The sequence below is a fragment of the Labrenzia sp. OB1 genome, from assembly GCF_001624695.1.
Taxonomy (GTDB): domain Bacteria; phylum Pseudomonadota; class Alphaproteobacteria; order Rhizobiales; family Stappiaceae; genus Roseibium.
In genome coordinates this window covers 239,603-259,857 of the sequence record NZ_JSEP01000004.1, presented here as the reverse complement: position 1 = coordinate 259,857, position 20,255 = coordinate 239,603, and the positions used below count along the sequence as shown (strand labels likewise).

General features: G+C 60.2%; 18 protein-coding genes. 10 read left to right on the top strand and 8 right to left on the bottom strand.

From position 1 onward, the window contains the following. Positions 1–11: 11 nt before the first annotated feature. From OA90_RS07690 to OA90_RS07665, 6 genes are all read right to left on the bottom strand, one after another. Positions 12–2,999 carry a 2-oxoglutarate dehydrogenase E1 component gene (locus OA90_RS07690; protein WP_068409247.1) on the bottom strand — a complete coding sequence of 996 codons (2,988 nt, stop codon included), beginning with the start codon at positions 2,997–2,999 and terminating at the stop codon, positions 12–14. A 206-nt stretch (positions 3,000–3,205) separates the two neighbouring features. Beyond that, positions 3,206–4,114: a succinate--CoA ligase subunit alpha gene (sucD, locus tag OA90_RS07685; RefSeq protein WP_068409085.1), complete on the bottom strand. Its 909-nt coding sequence runs from the start codon at positions 4,112–4,114 to the stop codon at positions 3,206–3,208. Next, positions 4,115–5,314 (bottom strand): ADP-forming succinate--CoA ligase subunit beta, encoded by a 1,200-nt coding sequence (gene sucC, locus OA90_RS07680; protein WP_068409084.1) that lies wholly within the window; start codon positions 5,312–5,314, stop codon positions 4,115–4,117. 77 nt (positions 5,315–5,391) lie between these two features. After that, positions 5,392–6,354, bottom strand: a complete 963-nt coding sequence (gene mdh, locus OA90_RS07675) for a malate dehydrogenase (protein ID WP_068409082.1) — start codon at positions 6,352–6,354, stop codon at positions 5,392–5,394. Between the two features lie 173 nt (positions 6,355–6,527). Next, a complete protein-coding gene (gene zapE, locus OA90_RS07670; RefSeq protein WP_244274561.1) occupies positions 6,528–7,709 on the bottom strand; it encodes a cell division protein ZapE in 1,182 nt (393 codons plus the stop codon). Positions 7,710–7,881: 172 nt separating this feature from the next. Beyond that, positions 7,882–8,823, bottom strand: a complete 942-nt coding sequence (locus OA90_RS07665; RefSeq protein ID WP_068409075.1) for a LysR substrate-binding domain-containing protein — start codon at positions 8,821–8,823, stop codon at positions 7,882–7,884. Between the two features lie 129 nt (positions 8,824–8,952). Here OA90_RS07665 and OA90_RS07660 point away from each other — a divergent pair, with 129 nt between their 5' ends. The 7 genes from OA90_RS07660 (at position 8,953) to OA90_RS07630 (ending at position 14,997) form a co-directional block, all read left to right on the top strand. Beyond that, on the top strand, positions 8,953–9,423 hold the full coding sequence (locus tag OA90_RS07660) for a TRAP transporter small permease subunit (RefSeq protein ID WP_068409245.1): 471 nt from the start codon (positions 8,953–8,955) through the stop codon (positions 9,421–9,423). Continuing rightward, entirely contained in the window at positions 9,420–10,718 is a 1,299-nt protein-coding gene (locus OA90_RS07655) for a TRAP transporter large permease (RefSeq protein WP_068409074.1), read from the top strand. The genes OA90_RS07660 and OA90_RS07655 overlap by 4 nt, the downstream gene beginning before the upstream one ends. 57 nt (positions 10,719–10,775) lie before the next feature. Further along, complete coding sequence (gene dctP / locus OA90_RS07650; protein WP_068409073.1) at positions 10,776–11,768, top strand: TRAP transporter substrate-binding protein DctP; 993 nt, start codon at positions 10,776–10,778, stop codon at positions 11,766–11,768. 108 nt (positions 11,769–11,876) lie between these two features. After that, a complete protein-coding gene (locus OA90_RS07645) occupies positions 11,877–12,977 on the top strand; it encodes an FAD-dependent oxidoreductase (RefSeq protein ID WP_068409071.1) in 1,101 nt (366 codons plus the stop codon). Next, entirely contained in the window at positions 12,952–13,257 is a 306-nt protein-coding gene (locus OA90_RS07640) for a (2Fe-2S)-binding protein (RefSeq protein WP_068409070.1), read from the top strand. The genes OA90_RS07645 and OA90_RS07640 overlap by 26 nt, the downstream gene beginning before the upstream one ends. Continuing rightward, the gene (locus OA90_RS07635) at positions 13,250–14,656 is read left to right on the top strand and encodes an NAD(P)/FAD-dependent oxidoreductase (protein ID WP_068409068.1); all 1,407 of its coding nucleotides are present in this window, start codon (positions 13,250–13,252) and stop codon (positions 14,654–14,656) included. Before OA90_RS07640 ends, OA90_RS07635 begins: the two co-directional genes overlap by 8 nt. Then, positions 14,653–14,997, top strand: a complete 345-nt coding sequence (locus OA90_RS07630) for a RidA family protein (protein WP_068409065.1) — start codon at positions 14,653–14,655, stop codon at positions 14,995–14,997. The genes OA90_RS07635 and OA90_RS07630 overlap by 4 nt, the downstream gene beginning before the upstream one ends. A 124-nt stretch (positions 14,998–15,121) precedes the next feature. Here OA90_RS07630 and OA90_RS07625 read toward each other — a convergent pair whose 3' ends face one another. Then, entirely contained in the window at positions 15,122–15,901 is a 780-nt protein-coding gene (locus tag OA90_RS07625; protein ID WP_068409063.1) for a hypothetical protein, read from the bottom strand. Between the two features lie 76 nt (positions 15,902–15,977). Next, complete coding sequence (locus tag OA90_RS07620; protein WP_068409061.1) at positions 15,978–16,505, bottom strand: protease inhibitor Inh/omp19 family protein; 528 nt, start codon at positions 16,503–16,505, stop codon at positions 15,978–15,980. A 288-nt stretch (positions 16,506–16,793) separates the two neighbouring features. On the opposite strand from OA90_RS07620, the gene OA90_RS07615 reads away from it, so the two are divergent. The 3 genes from OA90_RS07615 (at position 16,794) to recQ (ending at position 20,178) form a co-directional block, all read left to right on the top strand. Next, positions 16,794–17,171, top strand: a complete 378-nt coding sequence (locus OA90_RS07615; protein ID WP_068409060.1) for an MAPEG family protein — start codon at positions 16,794–16,796, stop codon at positions 17,169–17,171. 115 nt (positions 17,172–17,286) lie between these two features. Beyond that, entirely contained in the window at positions 17,287–18,183 is an 897-nt protein-coding gene (locus tag OA90_RS07610; protein WP_208986025.1) for a 1-acyl-sn-glycerol-3-phosphate acyltransferase, read from the top strand. 105 nt (positions 18,184–18,288) lie between these two features. Next, positions 18,289–20,178 (top strand): DNA helicase RecQ, encoded by a 1,890-nt coding sequence (recQ, locus tag OA90_RS07605; RefSeq protein ID WP_082836903.1) that lies wholly within the window; start codon positions 18,289–18,291, stop codon positions 20,176–20,178. Positions 20,179–20,255: the final 77 nt, after the last annotated feature.

The window sequence follows — 20,255 nt, the reverse complement described above, 5'->3', positions numbered from 1 at the left end:
CCTCTCAACGATTAGTTTCCAAGAGCCTCTTCGAGGAGCGCCTGCAGTTGAGCGAGATGCGCTGACATCAGGCCTGTTGCCGTCGATGCCATGGCGGCACGGCCCGCATAAAGCGGACGCTTGTGCTTGGCGTCGATCTGTCCGAGCACCCATTCGATATAGGGCTCGACGAAGAACCAGCAGCCCATGTTGCGCGGCTCTTCCTGGCACCAGACCATCTCGGCCTGCGGGAAGCGGGCCAGTTCGAGCATCAAGGCCTTTTTGGGGAACGGATAAGGTTGTTCCACACGCAGCAGGTAGACATCGTTCAGGCCGCGCTTTTCCCGCTCTTCATAAAGATCGTAATAGACCTTGCCCGTGCACATGACGACACGCTTGATCTTGTCGTCCGCAACCAGTTTGGTTTCCGACGCGGGATTGTATTCCGCATCGTCCCAAAGCAGCCTGTGGAAACTGGAGTCCGGACCGAGCTCGGCGATCGTGGACACAGCCCGCTTGTGGCGCAGGAGAGACTTCGGCGTCATCAGGATCAGCGGCTTGCGGATTTCGCGGCGCAGCTGACGACGCAGGATGTGGAAATAGTTGGCCGGTGTCGAGCAATTGGCGACCTGCATGTTGTCTTCCGCGCACATCTGCAGGAAGCGCTCCAGCCGTGCGGAAGAGTGTTCCGGGCCCTGCCCCTCATAGCCATGCGGCAACAGACAGACGAGGCCGGACATGCGCAGCCACTTGCGCTCGCCGGAGGAGATGAACTGGTCGAACAGCACCTGCGCCCCATTGGCGAAATCGCCGAACTGGGCTTCCCAAAGGGTCAGGGCACGCGGCTCGGCCAGCGAATAGCCATATTCGAAACCGAGCACGGCTTCTTCCGACAGCATCGAGTTGATGACCTCGTAGCGCTGCTGATCGGGCGAGATATGGTTCAGCGGGATATAGCGGCTTTCGTCTTCCTGATCGTACAGCACCGAGTGGCGCTGTGAGAAAGTGCCGCGCTCGCAGTCCTGGCCGGACAGGCGAATCGGATGGCCTTCCTTCAGCAGGGAGGCGAAGGCAAGCGCCTCGGCGGTCGCCCAGTCGATCCCCTCGCCGGATTCAATCATGCGTTCACGGTGCTTCATGAAGCGGGCGATGGTGCGGTGGATGTTGAGACCTTCCGGCACACTGGTCAGTGCGCGGCCGATTTCCTTGACTTCCTCGATCGGCAGTCCGGTCTGGCCGCGGCGCGGATCGTCTTCGTTATCCGCGCGCTTCATGCCGGCCCACTTGCCGTCCAGCCAGTCGGCCTTGTTCGGCTTGAACGCCTGGCCGGCGTCGAACTCGCCATCCAGATGCTTGCGCCAGTCGGCCTTCATCTGGTCGACTTCTTCCTGGGAGAGGACGCCTTCCTGGATCAGACGCTCGGAATAGAGCTGCAGCGTCGTCGCATGTTTGCGGATCTTACGGTACATGATCGGCTGCGTGAACGCCGGCTCGTCGCCTTCATTGTGACCGAAACGCCGGTAGCAGATGATGTCGATGACCACCGGACGGTGGAAAGTCTGCCGGAATTCGATCGCGATCTTGGCCGCGAACACCACGGCTTCCGGATCGTCGGCGTTGACGTGGAAGATCGGCGCCTCGATCACCTTCGCCATATCGGACGGATAGGGTGAGGAGCGGGAGAAACGCGGATTGGTGGTGAAGCCGATCTGATTGTTGATGATGACGTGGACCGAACCGCCGGTGCGGTGGCCGCGCAGGGCCGACAGGCCGAAGCACTCGGCAACGACGCCCTGGCCGGCAAAGGCCGCGTCGCCATGCAGAAGCAGAGGCAGGACCGTGCCGCGGTCGACTTCCGTCGTGTCGATGAATTTGCCGTCTTCGTCCGCGGAAAGCTGATCCTGCTTGGCGCGGGACTTGCCGAGAACCACCGGGTTGACGATTTCCAGATGCGACGGGTTCGCCGTCAGCGACAAGTGGACGTTGTTGCCGTCGAACGTGCGGTCGGAGGACGCGCCGAGATGGTATTTCACATCGCCGGAGCCTTCCACCTCGTCCGGTGCGGCGGAACCGCCCTTGAACTCGTGGAAGATCGCCCGGTGCGGTTTACCCATCACCTGGGACAGAACGTTCAGCCGGCCGCGGTGCGCCATGCCCAGAACGATATCCTTCAGGCCCAGCTGGCCGCCGCGCTTGATGATCTGCTCCAGCGCCGGGATCAGCGCCTCGCCGCCGTCCAGGCCGAACCGTTTGGTGCCGGTGTATTTGACGTCGAGGAACTTTTCGAAGCCTTCAGCCTCGACCAGCTTGTTCAGGATCGCCTTCTTGCCTTCGGCCGTGAAGTCGACCTGCTTGTCCGGTCCCTCGATGCGCTCCTGGATCCAGGATTTGGCCGCCGGATCGGAAATATGCATGAATTCGACGCCGAGCGTCGAACAATAGGTCCGCTTCAGGATGTCCAGCATCTCGCGGATGGTGGCGTATTCCAGGCCGAGAACATGATCGATGAAGATCTTCCGGTCCCAGTCGGTTTCCGTGAATCCGTAGGAGGACGGGTGCAGCTCCTCGTGATCGCCCTTGCCAGCGAGGCCGAGCGGATCGAGATCGGCATGAAGATGGCCGCGCATGCGGTAGGCACGGATCATCATCAGGGCGCGAACGGAATCGCGGGTCGCCTGATGAACTTCCATCTCCGAAACCGGTTTGCCGTCGGCTTCGGCCTTCTTCTTCAGCTTTTCGCCAAGCTTGTCTTCAATCGGCGCCCAATTGCCGTCAAAGGCATTGACAAGGTCGCCGTTGGCCTCGATCGGCCAGTCCTTGCGTTTCCAGGTTGCCCCACGCGCTTCCTTCAGCACGGCTTCCTTTTCGTCCTGGAAGGACGCAAAGAAATCCCGCCACTCGGCTTCCACCGAGTTCGGATCCGTCTTGTACTGTGCGTAGAGGTCTTCGATATAGGATGCGTTGGCGCCGTAAAGCAACGACGTCAGTGCGAATACGTTGTTCGCTTCCTGCCGTGCCATGTCCATCTAGCGGAGGGCTGCTCCGCCCTTTTTGTTATGGCGAGCCGTAATTGGCCCGCGGCCGGTTCCCTACAAAGACCAATGTAAAAACACCGGCCCCCTCGAAAATCAGTTGCGGCACGGTATTCGCGCCACAACCCATCCTTCCATCATGCAGCAGGAAACGTAAACAGTTTACGTCCCCTGCTGCAAAGAATTCCCGGATATCAACCCTTCAAAACCTCGAGAAGCGTCTCGCCGAGCTTCGCAGGAGAAGGAGATACCCTGATGCCGGCCTCTTCCATCGCCGCGATCTTGTCTTCCGCGCCGCCCTTGCCGCCGGAAATCACCGCGCCCGCATGGCCCATGGTGCGGCCCGGAGGTGCGGTCCGTCCGGCGATGAAACCGGCCATAGGCTTCGAACGGCCCTTCTTCGCTTCGTCCATCAGGAACTGGGCTGCTTCTTCTTCCGCGGAGCCACCGATCTCGCCGATCATGATCATCGACTTGGTCTCGTCGTCGGCCAGGAACATTTCCAGGACGTCGATGAACTCGGTGCCCTTGACCGGATCGCCGCCGATGCCCACGGCCGTTGTCTGGCCGAGACCTGCATTGGATGTCTGGAAGACGGCCTCGTAGGTCAGCGTGCCGGAACGCGAAACAACGCCGACGGACCCCTTCTTGAAGATGGAGCCCGGCATGATGCCGATCTTGCACTCTTCAGGCGTCAGGATACCCGGGCAGTTCGGGCCGAGCAGGCGGGACCTGGATTTATCCAGCTTCGCCTTGACCTTGATCATGTCAGCCACCGGGATACCCTCGGTGATGCAGACGATGAACGGAACTTCCGCATCGATCGCCTCGATGATCGCAGCGCCCGCGCCTGCCGGCGGAACGTAGATCACGGAGGCGTCGGCACCGGTGGCTTCCTTGGCTTCACCGACGGAGGCGAAGATCGGCAGCTCGGCGGCACCCTCGACGCCGGAGGACCAGGTTTCCCCGCCCTTCTTGGGATGCACGCCGGCCACCATCTTGGTGCCGTAATATTCAAGGGCCTGTTCCGTATGGAACGTGCCGGTCTTGCCGGTCAGGCCCTGAACGATGATTTTCGTGTCCTTATTGACCAATATAGACATTTACGCCCCCCCCTTCACGGCTTTCACGATTTTCTGGGCGGCGTCGTCGAGGTCATCGGCGGCGATCACGTTGAGACCGCTCTCGTTGATGATCTTCTTGCCGAGTTCCACGTTGGTGCCTTCCAGGCGGACGACGAGGGGAACCTGCAGGCCGACTTCCTTGACGGCCGCAACCACGCCTTCCGCGATCACGTCGCAACGCATGATGCCGCCGAAGATGTTGACCAGGATGCCCTTCACCTTCGGATCGGAGGTGATGATCTTGAAGGCGGCCGTCACCTTCTCTTTCGAAGCACCGCCGCCCACATCGAGGAAGTTGGCCGGCTCGGCTCCATAGAGCTTGATGATATCCATGGTCGCCATGGCAAGGCCCGCGCCGTTGACCATGCAGCCAATGTCGCCGTCGAGAGCAACGTAAGCGAGATCGTGTTTGGACGCCTCGGTCTCCTTGGCGTCCTCCTCGGTCTCGTCGCGCAGGGCGAAGATGTCGTCATGGCGGAAGAGCGCGTTGCCGTCGAAGGACACCTTGGCGTCGAGGACGCGCAGGCGCCCGTCCTTCATGACGATCAGCGGGTTGACTTCCAGAAGGCTCATGTCCTTTTCGACAAAGGCCTTGTGCAGGATCGGGAACAGGGTCATGCCGTCCTCGCGGGCGGCACCGGAAAGCTCAAGCGCATCGCAGAGCTTGCCTGCGTCCGCGGCGGTCACACCGGTGTCCGGATCGATCGGCAGTGTGATGATCTTTTCCGGGGTCTCTTCGGCAACGGCCTCGATGTCCATACCGCCTTCGGTGGAGACGACGAAGGCCGGGCGCCCGACGGTGCGGTCGACCAGGATGGAGAGGTAAAGCTCACGCTCGATGTCGGCACCGTCTTCGATGTAAAGACGGTTGACGACCTTGCCCGCGTCACCGGTCTGCTTGGTAACCAGGGTGTGGCCGAGCATTTCCCGGGCATGCGCCTTGACTTCGTCCAGAGAGAAAGCCAGGCGGACACCGCCCTTGGCGTCGGCGGGAAGTTCCTTGAACTTGCCCTTGCCGCGGCCGCCGGCGTGGATCTGTGATTTCACGACCCATAGCGGTCCGGGAAGCTTCTTGGCAGCAGCCTCGGCTTCGTCGGCCGAGAAGATGGCGACGCCTTCGGCCACCGGAGCGCCGAATTCCTTCAGCACCGCTTTGGCCTGATACTCATGAATATTCATGTATTTCTCCCGTTTCTAGCGCCCCGCTTCCAGCGCGTGCCGAAAGCGGATGCTACGGTTTCAGGTCAAACGCCGCCTCAGGCGAGCGCCGGCTGAATTTTCTTGCAGGCTTCAACCAGACCGTTGACCGATGCAACGGACTTGTCGAAATTGCCTTTCTCTTCACCGTGAAGATCGATCTCGATGATGCGCTCGACACCATCGGCACCAATCACGACGGGAACGCCGACGTAGGTGTCCTTCAGGCCATACTGGCCGTCGAGGGCAGCCGCGCAAGGCATAACGCGCTTCTTGTCCTTGAGGTAGCTTTCCGCCATCGCGATCGCGGAAGCCGCCGGAGCATAGAAGGCTGAGCCGGTCTTCAAGAGGCCGACGATTTCCGCACCGCCGTCGCGGGTGCGCTGAACGATCTCTTCCAGACGATCGGCGGTGCACCAGCCCATCTTGACCAGATCCGGAAGCGGAATGCCGGCAACGGTGGAGTAACGGGTCAGCGGCACCATGGTGTCGCCATGACCGCCCAGGACGAAAGCGGTGACGTCTTCCACGGAGACGTTGAATTCCTCCGCCAGGAAGTAACGGAAACGCGAGCTGTCGAGAACGCCGGCCATGCCGACGACCTTGTTCTTCGGCAGACCGGAGAACTTCTGCAGCGCCCAGACCATCGCGTCGAGCGGATTGGTGATGCAGATGACAAAAGCATTTGGCGCGTATTTGGAAATGCCGGCGCCAACCTGTTCCATGACCTTCAGGTTGATTTCCAGAAGATCGTCACGGCTCATGCCGGGCTTGCGGGGCACGCCGGCGGTGACGATGATCACGTCGGAGCCTTCGATGGCCTCGTAGCTGTTGGCACCTGCCAGTTTGGAGTCGAAGCCGTCGACCGGCGAGGATTCAGCCAGATCGAGCGCCTTGCCCTGCGGAACGCCTTCCGCGATATCGAAGAGAACGATGTCTCCCAGTTCCTTCAAACCTGCCAGATGTGCAAGCGTTCCGCCGATCTGACCGGAGCCGATCAAGGCAATTTTGTTACGCGCCATTTTGAAAGTTTCCCTTTACGTAAGATGGAACTCCATGCCATCCGCCGATGACTGACGATGGCACTACTCCCTTTGCCGCGCCCACGCAACCTCGCCAAAAGATTATTGCGCGCTGCCCGGCAAAAATTCTCATATCTTCCCGTCCATATACATGCCCTATAGGGAATATATACCTATGCGTGGGTTTCCGGCCTTTCTCCCGCAAGGTAGGCCTCGGACCGCATTTCGATCAACCGGGACGCTGTCCTGTCGAATTCGAACGCTTCGGTCCCCCCTTCCGAGGTGTAGAGATTCTGGGGTTCTGCATCCGCCGAGACGATCAGCTTGATGCCATTGTCGTAGAACGTGTCTATCAGGATGATGAAGCGCTTGGCCTCGTTGCGCCGGGCTTTCGACAGGACCGGCACATTGTCCAGGAACACGGTGCTGAAGGCATGGACGATGCGCAGGTAGTCGCTCGCTCCCAGCGGCTGCATGCACAGGTCATCGAAGGTGAACCGCGCCGCGCCGGCGGCCGTGCAGGGAACGGCAATCCTGCGTCCCTTGTTCTCCAGTTCCGCGGTATGCGGCTTCATCCCGTGGGTCAGCTTCGTCCAGATCTCATCCATCCGCGCATCGGCCGTCTCTCCGAGAGGCGTTATATAGACCGGGGCCCCGGCAAGCTTCTCCAGACGGTAGTCCGTCGGTGAATCCAGATGGAGGATTTCAACCCTGGAGGTCAGCATATTGATAAAGGGGACAAACAGCTGGCGGTTGAGGCCGTCCTTGTAAAGACTGGACGGCTCGACATTCGATGTCGCCACCACGATCACACCCTTTTCGAACAACTGGGTGAACAAGCGGCCGAGGATCATGGCGTCGGCGATATCGGTGACGGAAAACTCGTCAAAGAGCAGCAGCCGGGTTTCCTCGGCGATCTGTTCGGCAACCGGCGGGATCGGATCGTCGCCCTTCACCTCGCCGCGCTTGTGCGCCTGGCGGTGGGCGTGAATGCGCTCATGCACGTCGCCCATGAATTCGTGAAAGTGCACCCGGCGTTTGCGGCGGATCACCGTGACCTCGTAAAAGAGATCCATCAGCATGGTTTTGCCGCGCCCGACGCCGCCCCACATATAAAGTCCCTGCACCGCAGACCAGAGCTGGTTCTTCTTGTTCGCGAACAGCCAGCCGAGCGAGCTTTTCTTCGACGCGAGCCTGGTTTCGGCAAGACGGGTATTGAGGAGATCCAGCTGGCGCACCGCCTGCCGCTGGACGGGGTCTTCCGAAATCTCGCCGGATGCGATCAGCGCGTCGTAGCGGGCGCTCATCGCGCGGTTGACCGGCAGTTCCATCTTCAACGGCGATACTCCCTCCATGAGAACTCATGGGGTCGCGAGTTAATCCAGTTGCACGGCGGAATAAGGTCAAATCGCCGCAGATGCAAGCCATGATATGGTCTTACGCACTTCTCCAAGGTCGGCGCAGTGGATTTAACCGATTGAAAGGCAGGGCGTTCCGGGGAGCGGACGATAAACACTGCTTCATGGTTTACTTCCGGATCGAGAACAGCTCCTCATCCACACCGCTCACAAGGTTCGAGATCTCCTTTTGCAAGCGGACCGCAAATGCCTGGGCGAGCCTCGATGCCGGACGGTTCGCCGGCGTCATCACCGACATATTGAGGAAAAGGCCCGGACTGAACGGTCTGAACGTCACGGCGCTCCTGTCACCGAAAATTCTGACGTGGCTGACGGCACTCAGACTTTCGCAGATCGTGTAACAGCTGCCCTGGGCGACAAGCTGTAGAGCGGGGAGAAACGTCCTGAGTTCGAATCTCTGCCTCAGGCGAGCACCGGCGTCCTCGAACGCCTTGCGTATCTGGACGCTGATCAGGTGCTCCTTGAAAAGCACAGCCATCGGTTTGTCGTCGAGATCGTTCGGCGTGATCACCGATTTCCGCACCAACGGATCTCCTTCCGGCAGTGCGCAAACGCAGGGAAAGCTGAAATCTTCCGTGCGGATTGTACTGCGCGGTTCCGGCGTCTCCGCGAAGCCGACATCATACTGCTGAGAGGCGATCCACTCCGCAACGACCGGCGAAGACCGCATCATGAGGGAAACCTCGATGTCGGCCTTGTCCTGTGTGAACTCGCCAACGAGCTTCGGCAGGAAATAGTTGGAGGCTGCGGGATTACAGGCAATTTTCAGTTTGCCTGCATCGAGATTGCCGATCTCCTGTAGAATCCGCGCGGACTGGTTCATGCGCTTGATCATGAACTCCGCTTCTTCCATGAAGTAATAGGCTTCCGGCCTGGGGACCAGCCGCCGTCTTTCGCGTTCGAAGAGCGGAAAACCTATCTCCCTTTCCAGTCCCGCGATCATGGCACTGATCGCCGGCTGGGTCCGGCCAAGCGCCCGGCCCGCCTCGGAAACTGAACCGGTACGCATCACTTCAACAAACGTCTGGAGCTGGCGGAAGGACAGATTCATGTAACTTCCATAAAGCTCTTCTATCAAAATAGCAATATTTCCGATTTGTTTTTATGTATTGGCGCACCCTAAACTCGTGAAAAATACGCATTGGCCTGTCAGGAGGCCAACGACCATTGGGGAGCAAAATTGGAAAAATTCGCACAGTGGCTGCTCACGGCATTAATTTGCTGTGTGGCGCTTGGCCAGTTTGTTCAGGTTATTACGCGCTATGTCCTTCAGGTTCCGGTCATGGGCCTGGAAGAGACGATCCTGTTTCCGACCCTCTGGCTCTACATTCTCGGCGCGGTCAACGCATCACGCGAAAACACGCACATTCGCGCGAATGTGCTGGAGATCTTCCTCAAGACCGAACGCCAGCACACGATCCTTGCGGTCGTCGGCGAGATCATCAGTCTCGTGGTCGGTCTGTGGCTGCTGTACTGGGCCTGGGACTACACCAGATACGCCTGGCGCGTGTGGCGGGAAAGCCCGACCCTTTATATTCCCACCTTTTATGCCGACGTCGCCCTGGTCTGCGGCCTTTTCCTGATGATGGTCTACACAAGTCTTTACCTGCTGGCTCATATCAGGACCCTTGTGAACGGAGGCGCACGATGATCGATATCGCGCTTCTGGCCATTGCGCTTCTGGTCGTCACACTCACCTTCGGAGTGCCGCTTCCCTGGTGCTTCGGCGCCGCCCTGATGACGATGTATTTCGTCGGGGACGTCACCATGAAGGGCATGGTCCTCTGGGGGTTCCAGCAGCTCGGCAATCCGGTCCTGCTTGCAATTCCTTTGTTTGTGCTGGCCGGCACCATCATGTCGGAAAGCGGCATCGCCGCCGCCCTGCTCAGGTTTGTCAATGCCTTCGTCGGTCATGTGCGCGGCGGGCTCGGCGTGGTGGCGGCGGTCACCTGCGCGGTCATCGGCGCAATCTCCGGCTCGGGTCTCACCGGTGTCTCGGCGATCGGCCCACTGCTCATTCCGGAGATGGAAAAACGCGGTTACCCCCGTGCCTATGCCGCAGCGCTGATTTCAAACTCGTCCATTCTGGGTCTCCTCATTCCACCTTCGGCAACCATGATCCTCTATGGCTGGGTCACGGACACCTCGATTGCCGCCTGTTTCCTGGCAACGCTTGGTCCGGGCCTGCTCATCATGTTCAATTTTTCGGTGGTGAACCTGTGGATGGCCCGCAAGTTCAATCTTGTGCTGGACGAAAAGCCGACTGCCGCCGAATTTACCGGAGAAGTGGCCAGACGAGGCTTCCACGCCTTTCCGGCGCTGCTTATGCCGGTCATCATCCTTGGTGGCATCTACGGCGGTATCATGACGCCGACGGAGTCCGCCGCAGTCGCGGTGATCTATGCGATTCCCGTCGGGTTCCTGATCTATCGCGGCCTGCGTCTCGACAATTTCCTGGCTGCCGGCAAGAACGCGGCCACGGCTGTCGGCGCCATCATGCTGATGATCCTGTTTTCGATGATCCTCGGCCGTATGTTCATCTACGAAGGCATTCCGCAACAGCTGGTCAGCGTGATTTTCGGCATCACCGAAGACAAGGTCATATTGCTGATCCTGATCAACATCCTGCTGTTCCTGGTGGGGATGGTGGTCAATGACGCAACAGCCATACTGCTTGTCGCACCGCTTCTGCTGCCACTGATGCAGGCGCTTGACGTGAGCCCGGTGCAGTTTGCCGCGATCATGGGTGTGAATACCGCCATGGGCGGCGTGACCCCGCCCTATGCATCCATCCTCTATCTTGGCGCCCGGATCGGCAATGTCAAAGTCACAAAGGTCATACCTCCCGCCATGCTCCTGATCCTGTTCGGCTATGTCCCGGTGGTCTTCCTGACCTCCTTCTGGCCGGACCTCTCGCTCTACCTGCCACGGCTGTTCGGCTACTGAACCGCTTCGTCAGGAAAGACCGGAACGCAGAACCATAAAACCAGAAAGGGAAATACCATGAACATACTTTTGGGAGCGACTGCCGTCGCCGCCGTTGTCGGCCTTGCCTGCACCGCCCAGGCAGAGGAACTCAAGATGAGCCATGTCCGTCCTCAGGGAGCGACGATCGATGTCGAGCTGAAGGATTTCGCCAAGTCCGTCAAGGACGCAACGGGCGGCGATATCGACATTCAGATTTTCGCCGCCTCAGCGCTTGGCGACTATACCGTCGTCCAGGAAGCCGTCTCCGTCGGCGGCATCGACATGGCCACCCAGCCCGCTGCCACGGGCACGGACCGGCAAATGCAGATTGCGTCCTTTCCGTACCTTGCCGCCAACTGGGACGAGGCACGCAAGATCTACGGTCCGGATGGCATCCTGCATTCGACCATGGCCAAGCTGTATGCCAAGCAGGACATAACGATGTTGGCCGCTTATCCCGTTTACTTCGGCGGGATTTCGCTCAATCGCGACCCGGTCGATCCGGGCGATCCGTCGAAATCGAATGGTATCAAGGTACGTGTTCCCGGCATCAAGAGCTTCCAGCTCACCGGTGAGGCGCTCGGATATATTCCCGCGCCGATCCCGTTTTCCGAGGCATTCACCGCCATCCAGACGGGCGTGGTCGACGGCGTCATCGGCTCGGGAGCCGAGGGTTATTACGCGTCCTTCCGGGATGTGACCAAGTCCTACATTCCGGCCAACACGCATTTTGAAGTCTGGTTCATGATCATTTCCAACGAGTCGCTGTCTTCCCTCGACGCGGAAGACCAGGAAGCCCTGAAAAAAGCGGCTGCTGACTTTGAGGCCAAGCGCTGGATCGTAGCGGAGGAAGACCAGGGCAAGTGGGAAAAACGTCTTGCCGACGAGCTGGGCACGAATGTCGTCAAACTGACCGACGCACAGCTTGCCGCCATGGCCGCCAAGGTCCGCGAGGATGTCTGGCCGCTTGTGCTCACCGACATCGATTCCGAATGGGGTCAGGAGATCCTGGACAAGGCTCGCAACTAGAGAGCTTTGCGTTCAATTTGAACGCGAAAAATCATGCTTCCAAAGGCCACCGACCGGCCGGCAACAGGTTTGCCGGCCGGAATTTCAAGCGCATGCGTGAGACACATCATGGAATCGGACTACGCCATTATCGGTGGGGGGGTTGTTGGGCTCTCTGTCGCCTGGGGTCTGCTCAATCGGGGCAGATCGGTGACAGTCATCGATGGCGATGACGGAAGCTTCAGAGCTTCCCGGGGAAATTTCGGACTGGTATGGGTCCAGTCAAAGGGCATGAACCAGCCGCGCTATGCGCAATGGTCCCAGCAGTCGGTAAAGGCGTGGCGGGCCTTCTCGGACGAACTTCGCGGCAACACCGGTTACGAAGTCGGCCTCGAACAAAACGGGGGGTACGACTTCCATTTTTCCGAGGAGACACTCGCCAACACCGTCCGGAAATACGAAACGCTGAAAGCCAAACTGAACGGCGACTATCCATATGAGATCCTCGGGCACAACGAGCTGCGCAAGGAAGAACCGGAGATCGGGCCGAAGGTCACAGGAGCAATCCTTCATCATCAGGACGGCCATGCCAATCCGCTGAAGCTGCTCAAGGCGCTGGCGGACGATGTGCGCCGTCTCGGTGGCCGCATCCTGAACGGCAAGACCGTGAAGTCGGTCCGCTTGAATGGAAGCTTCTGGCTCGAATGCAGTGACGGAACGACGGTCGAGGCCGCTAAAACCGTTCTTTCGGCCGGTCTCGGTGCGACCGAACTCGGGCCGAAGATGGGCTTCAAGGCCCCGATACGTCCGCAGCGCGGGCAGGTTCTGATCACCGAGAAACTGCCAAGGATCATGAACCGGCCATCATTGATTGCGCGTCAAGTCGAGGAAGGCGGGGTCCAGATCGGCGCGACGAACGAAGAAGTCGGATTTGACGACACGGTCACTTTGGAAGGTCTTGCCGGCCTCGCCGCAACCGCCGTTGAAACCTATCCCGTGCTGGGCAAGGCGCAGCTTGTGCGCAGTTGGGGCGCATTGCGGATCCTCTCCCCGGACGGGCTGCCAATCTACCAGAAGAGCACGGAAATGCCCGGTGCCTATCTTGTGACCTGCCACAGCGGCATCACGCTGGCCGCAGCACATGCGCGTTTCATTCCGGAGTGGCTGGAGGAAACTCCGGATGCTCCCGATCTGGAGGTGTTCAATGAAGACCGTTTCGCAATTGCGTAAGCTTCCCGGCGGCGGTCGGCAGGTTCGCGTGACCTTTGCCGGTACCGATTACCAGCTTTGTGAGGGCGGCAACCTTGCCGCGGAACTGCTTGCCGCGGGCACAGGCCCCTTTCGCTACACCCCGGTTTCCGGTGCGCCCCGCAATCCCTACTGCATGATGGGCGCCTGCTTCGACTGCCTGGTCGAGATCGACGGTGTCATCCGCCAGGCCTGCATGACGGAGGTGCGCGAGGGGCTGAGCATCTCAAGGCCCGCTGCGCGGGAGGCAGAGCATGACTGAAGCGGATCTCGTTGTGATCGGAGCCGGTCCCGCCGGCATGTCGGCCGCCCGCGCCGCGGCGGATGCGGGTCTTTCCGTGGTATTGCTGGATGAGCAGAAACAGGCAGGGGGGCAGATCTACCGGGACGTGGAGCGTGCCGCGAAGGCGCGCTGCGATATTCTCGGACCGGACTTCGGCAAGGGCCTGAATATGGTCCGCGCTCTCAGGAATGCGGACATCAATCATATATCGGGAGCGACGGTCTGGCAGATCGAGCGGAACACCCGTGTCGCCTACACGGTCGAAGGCGTGGCCTCCTTCATCACCGGGAAGTGTCTGCTGATTGCCACCGGCGCGCTGGAACGGCCAATGCCCGTGCCCGGCTGGACCCTGCCCGGCGCAATGACCGCGGGCGCCGCGCAGATCCTGCTCAAGCAGTCCGGCATGCTCGTCGAAAACGCGGTCCTTGCCGGCTGCGGGCCGCTGCTTTATCTCGTTGCGACGCAGATGTGCCGGGCCGGCACACCGCCGCTTGCCCTTGTGGAGACCCAGTCGGCGGCGAATATCCTTGCCGCCGTCCTTCGCCACGGGACGGGAGCCGTGCAGGGCTGGCGCCAGCTTGCCAAAGGTCTTGGCCTGTTGTCGGAGCTTCGTTCATCCGGCGTGAAGCGTTTCACCGGCGCCTCCGCAATCGCGCTGGAAGGGACGGACCATGTCGAGGCTATCCGCTTCACCTCCGGCGGGCGGCAGCGGCGGCTGGTCTGCTCCACGGTGCTCCTGCATCACGGTGTCGTTGCCAATACGCAGACAACCCGGTCTATAGGCGTTCCGCACCATTGGAACGAACTGCAGCGCGCTTTCGTTCCGGAAAAAGACAAATGGGGCCACACAACTCACCCGCAAGTTTTTATTGCCGGCGACGGCGCTGGTATCGGCGGTGCTGATGCGGCTGCAATCGCAGGCAGGATTTCGGCCCTGGCGATAGCATGTGAGCTAGGAGCGATAACGCTGGCGGAACGCGACGCGGCTGCCCTGCCCTTGCGCCGCGGCTTGCGGAGAGAACTGGCCGCGCGCCCGTTCATCGACCGGGCCTATCCGCCCTTTGGCGAAGCCCTGTCACCGGCGGACGAAACCATTATCTGCCGCTGCGAGGAAGTCACCGCCGGCGACATCAGGAAATACGCAAATATAGGCTGCCGCGGCCCGAACCAGACAAAGGCGTTCGGACGGCCGGGCATGGGTCCCTGCCAGGGGCGTTACTGCGGGTTGACGGTGACCGAGCTGCTCGCGGCGGCCAACGGACAGTCACCCCAGGACACCGGCTATTTTCGGATCCGCCCGCCCATAAAACCTGTCACACTTGGTGAACTGGCGGGACTGGCCAGACAAATTGAAGATGAAAAGGAAACTGACCAATGATCGAGCGCCTCGAAACCGGCACGCGTATGAGCAAGATCGTCAAGCACAACGGTGTCGCCTATCTCTGCGGTCAGGTCGGAGAGGGCCAGAACGTCGCGGAGCAGACCCGCGATTGCCTGTCGCGGGTCGACGCGCTGCTGAAAAAAGCCGGATCGTCCCGCACCCAAATCCTGCAGGCCATCGTCTGGCTTGCCGATATATCGGATTTCGACGAGATGAATTCGGTCTGGGACGCCTGGGTTCCGGAAGGACACGCCCCGGCCAGAGCCTGTGGGGAGGCGAAGCTGGCGCGTTCAGATCTCAAGGTAGAGATCATCATCACCGCGGCGTATCCCGCCTGAGTGGAAACAACCGCTCTTCTCTTGAACGGCGCCCGCTGCAACGGCTCTTGTGTCTCAGGTAAGGTCCTTTCCTCCGTTTCTTGCGGAAACAAATAAGACGCAAGAACCTTCGGGAATTTCAGCGCTACATCAGCACCGATTTGCGACCGTTCTGCAGTTCCTGGATGTAGAGCAGCTGGGCGACGAGCTGGCGTTCGTCCGTGTCGTCAAGATTGGCTTTGCGGCCGCGGCCATCGGTCAGGAGCCAGGCGTTCCCGGGCTTGACGAGATCGCATTCGATCGGGGCCTTGGGGTCGAAGCCGGTTTTTTCCAGCAGCGCGGACCCCAGGCCGCTGTCGTCGCTCTTTTCCTGACCCATGGTGCGCAAACGCAGGCTCCGGTAGACCTGCAGGACGGAGCGGGCCGCGACAACGACCGTAACGACATCATCCCCATCCATCGCAGCAAACCGCAGCACACCGGCGTCAGACGGAATGGACCCGCTCGAGCAGGGTGTTCTGTGAACATCGCCAAGCGTGACCCATTCGGAACGAAGCGTCACTGTGGTCGGCTGCCGCAATCCCGCCAATTCCTTCGCCAGTCGCTTTTCCGCAAGGCGTTGGGGATTTTTAACGGTTTGTTCCGTTCGGACCGATTGACCGGCGATCACTGTGCCGCCGATCCTGAGGCGCCTGAAAACGATCACGTCGCGCATCAGGTCCGTGCGCTCCACCCGCCAGCCAGCGTCGAGCCAGGCATTCTGATGAACCAGGCTGCCACCGGAATTGGCCCACCATGTGCGATGTTCCCGGGCGCTTTTGGGAAGCGAGGTCCCGATAATCTGTTCGACCTCATTCAGCTTCGCAGCCCAGACGACATCCTCAAGACGCGCCAGATGTTCCCGTAACGGTTCATATTTTGACATTCGCACAGCCTTTCCGTTAGCTGCGCAAAATGTACACCTATAACGAGCATTGTCCAGTAAAAAATACCGATGCTTGTTAACGGTAGAGGGAGATCGGCAATCCGGTGGAGGTCTGACCGTCGAACCGCCCGGGAGCGCTGGAATAGAGCTGTGCGGCGATCACGCCGGCACCGTCCTTCAGGACCACCTGATTGCCGTTAAGGTCCCAGGCAGCGATGCCTGTCAGGGCGGGGGATGCGCAACCTCTGGTATTCGCACGGTAGCCGCCGGACCATGTCGTCAGGGTCATGAAGGCCTTGCAATTCTCACCGGCGGAGGCCAATTCCCAGCCGCCGAGAAGATCCGTCCTGCCGACTTCCTGGGCGCCGGACGGCGCGGCAACAGGGTTGCTGGCGAGATCCGTCGGGGCTGCAGACGGGTCCAGTCCGGCGGTTCCGACCGGCGGCGCATTGGGATCAAGCGGGGCCAGAGTTCCGGCGCCGACCGGCGTGGTCGGGGTCGCGGGCAACGGCGCTGCGTAATTCCGGCCTCCGGAAAACCGCTGGCATCCGGCTGCCAGAACAACCAGTCCCAAGACCAAAACAAGTTTTCCCGCGCGCATCATGACGAATCAGTCCCTCACCTTCCGGTCCACAATGAACGCATCCTTAGCCCAGAATTTGTCGAAAATCCAAAATCCCGGGAATTTGTCCAATGGAACCGGCTTTTTCGACCTTCATCAGGATCAGCCTCAGGTCAAGGCCTCATATAATGCGGATATGCGCCAAGCGCACCCAACGGAAACCCGTGCGGCCATTTCCTGGCCTTGCACAGGGGGACTTCAACCTGAATCTCTGTCAGGATATATCCTTCACCGGCCGATTTTACGGCCTTTCAGACTGAGGAAAGAACTATGCCGATCGCCTTGTGGTGTGTGCTGATTGCCGCGATCCTGCCCGTCCTGTCCGTATTTCCAGCCAAACTGAGCAAGGACTTCGATAATGCCAACCCGAGAGATCAGGACTATTGGCGGCAGGGTTTCCGGGCGCGGGCGCAAGGCGCCCAGGCCAATGGATTTGAAGCTTTCCCGTTTTTCGCCGTCGCTGTATTCGTTGCCATGAGTCAGGGGGGAGACCCGGGCTGGATAGACCGTCTCGCCGTCCTGTTCATCGCCCTCAGGGTCATCTACGTCGCCTGTTACTGGGCCGGACGGGCCAACCCGCGCTCCCTTGCCTGGACGGCATCATTCCTGACAATCGTGGCGCTGTTCACCAGTTCCCTGTGGAGCTGACGGACGCTCCCGGGCAGGGCCACCACTGAAAATAGTCCAAGGAGCATTTGCACCAGTGAGCCGATTTCGTTAACGATGCAAAAGAGTAAAGTGGTTTTTTGGTAGGCAGAGGTACATGGTGAGGACGACAGATCAGACGACGGATACTCCGTCGGCATGCCTCCAGTCTGCTTCCCAGCGCCAGCTTACCGAGCCGCATATTGTCGATGTTCTGATCGCGGAGCGCGGAAAACTTGTGATGGCGAGCCCCTGGTGGCCGTTCATCAGACCCTTCGCGCACAATTTTTTGCGCTACAAGTCCGCGGTGAGCATGGCCGATACGATCGCCCCGATGGACGCGCTCGACGTTTTTTCCCATCTGAGCAACCTTTTGAAGCTGGACGTCACGACACTCGGCCTCGACCGCGTGCCGAGCGAAGGTCCTGTCGTGCTGGTCTCCAACCATCCGACCGGCATCGCCGACGGCATCGTTCTTTATGACGCGATCAAGGCCCGGCGCGACGATCTGGCGATATTCGCCAATCGCGATGCCATCCGCATCAACCCGCGCCTAGCCGAGATGATCATCCCTGTCGAATGGCGGGCGGACTTCAAGAGCCGGGAAAAATCCAAGGAAACGCTGAAAATCGCCTCCTCCGCCTTCAGCAAGGAACGGGTGGTGGTGCTGTTTCCTTCCGGCCGGCTTGCCTACTGGCATGGCGGCAAACTGACCGAACGCCCGTGGATGAGCTCCGCGCTGGCGCTCGCCCGCAAGAACAAGGCGCCGATCATCCCCATGCACATGGGCGGGCGCAATTCCGGTCTTTTCTATTTCCTCGCCCGCGTGTCGACCGAGTTGCGGGACATGACGGTCTTCAATGAGCTACTCAACAAGAAAAACGCCAAATTCAACGTGCATTTCGGCAAGCCCATCCGGCCCGAACGGTTGCAGGGCGACCTTGGCGAGCTGACGGAGCAGATGCGCATCCATTGCGCCGAGACCCTGGCCAGCGATCCGGACGCGGAATTTTAGAAAATTCGTTTTCCCCGGCCAACACCGGGATCATCCACAGGCGAAGATTGCCCTTCCGGCGCGAATAGGACATGGTTCGGGAAACTCAAAGGAACCCGCTGCCCCATGTCTTTTTCGCCCGCGGTCGCCGCGGATGAAGTCTCTTCACTTCAGCATCCAGCCGCTCCGCAGATCCGCGCGGAGCCCAAGCCGCTCGCCGTCCTGCAGAAGGTCTTCGGATACAGCAGCTTTCGCGGCAAGCAGCAGGCCGTCATCGACACTCTGGTCGATGGCAAGGACGCGGTTGTGCTGTTCCCGACCGGGGCCGGCAAATCCCTGTGCTTCCAGATCCCGGCGCTTTGCCGGCGTGGCGTCGGCATCGTCGTTTCGCCGCTGATCGCGCTGATGAAGGATCAGGTCGGCGCGCTCAAGGCTGCCGGTGTCAATGCCGCCGCAATGAACTCGACGCTGTCGCCGGAAGATCAGGCCGCCCTGCGCGCAGAGCTGCAACGCGGTGAGATCGACCTGCTTTACGTGACGCCCGAACGGCTGAGCATAGAGAGCTTCCGCAGATTTCTCGACACGCTTGAAATTTCTCTCTTCGCCATCGACGAAGCCCATTGCGTCAGCCAGTGGGGTCATGATTTCCGGCCGGAATATCTGTCCCTGTCCTGCCTGTCGGAACGCTATCCGGGTGTGCCGAGGGTTGCGCTTACTGCCACGGCGGACCCGCACACCCAAAAGGACATTCTGGCGCGGCTGCAGCTTGAAGACGCCGAGGTCTTCTCCACCAGTTTCGACCGGCCGAACATCCGCTACGAAATCGTCGAGCGCACCAACCAGCGTCAACAGCTTCTGGATTTCCTGAAGAAGCACGAAAACGAAAGCGGCATCGTCTATTGCCTCTCGCGGGCCAAGGTGGAAGACATCGCCGCGTGGCTGACGGAAAAAGGCATTCGGGCGCTTCCCTATCACGCGCGGCTACCAGCCGAGGAGAGGTCGGCCAACCAGGACGCTTTTCTGCTTGAAGAAGACCTGTGCCTCGTGGCCACCGTTGCCTTCGGTATGGGGATCGACAAGCCGGACGTGCGCTATGTCGCCCATCTGGACCTGCCGTCCTCGGTCGAGGCCTATTACCAGGAGACGGGCCGGGCGGGCAGAGATGGCGCTCCGGCAGAGGCCTTCATGGCCTACGGCATGGCCGATCTGGTGCAGCGGCGGCGCATGATCGCCGAAGGCGACGCGCCGGACGACGTCAAACGCGCGGAAAACGCCAAGCTGAACGCCTTGCTCGGCATTTGCGAGACATCAGGTTGCCGTCGACAGGCGCTGCTCGCCCATTTCGGCGAGACCTATCCGAAGCCTTGCGGCAATTGCGATACCTGTCTGTCGCCGGTCGAAACCTGGGACGGGACGGAAGCCGCCCAGAAATTCATGTCGGCCATCTACCGCACCGGACAGCGCTTCGGAACCGGCCATGTCATCGACGTGCTGCTCGGCAAGAGCAACGAGAAGACCACCCGCTTCGCACATGACAACCTGTCCGTCTTCGGCATCGGAGCGGACGTGCCGCAGAAGACCTGGCAATCGATCGCGCGGCAGCTCGTCGCCGCCGGGTTTGTCGATGTCGATCATACCCAGTTCGGAGCTCTGGTGTTGACGGAAAAGGCCCGGTCCGTGCTGCGCGGGGAAGAAACGCTTGCCTTGCGCAAGGACCGCAATGCAGCGGGACTGAAGAAGACCCGCACATCGCGCACGGGCTCGGTCGCCGACGAACTCGACAATGAAGACAAGCTCCTGTTCGAGCGCTTGCGGCGTCTCAGGACCCAGATCGCGCGCGATCAGAAAGTCCCCTCCTACGTGGTGTTCCCGGATGCCACCCTGGCCGGCATTGCGTCCGCGCGTCCTGTAACCAAGGATGCGCTGCTGTCAGTCTCGGGTGTCGGCCAGTCGAAACTGGAGAAATACGGCGAAGCCTTCCTTGATCTCGTCGAGGCTTTCGAAGCAGGCGTTTGAAGATTATTAACCTTAACGAAGCATTGACCCTTTTAGCGATATGAAAGACCCAGGCTGATCTTTCGCGGGGGTTTACA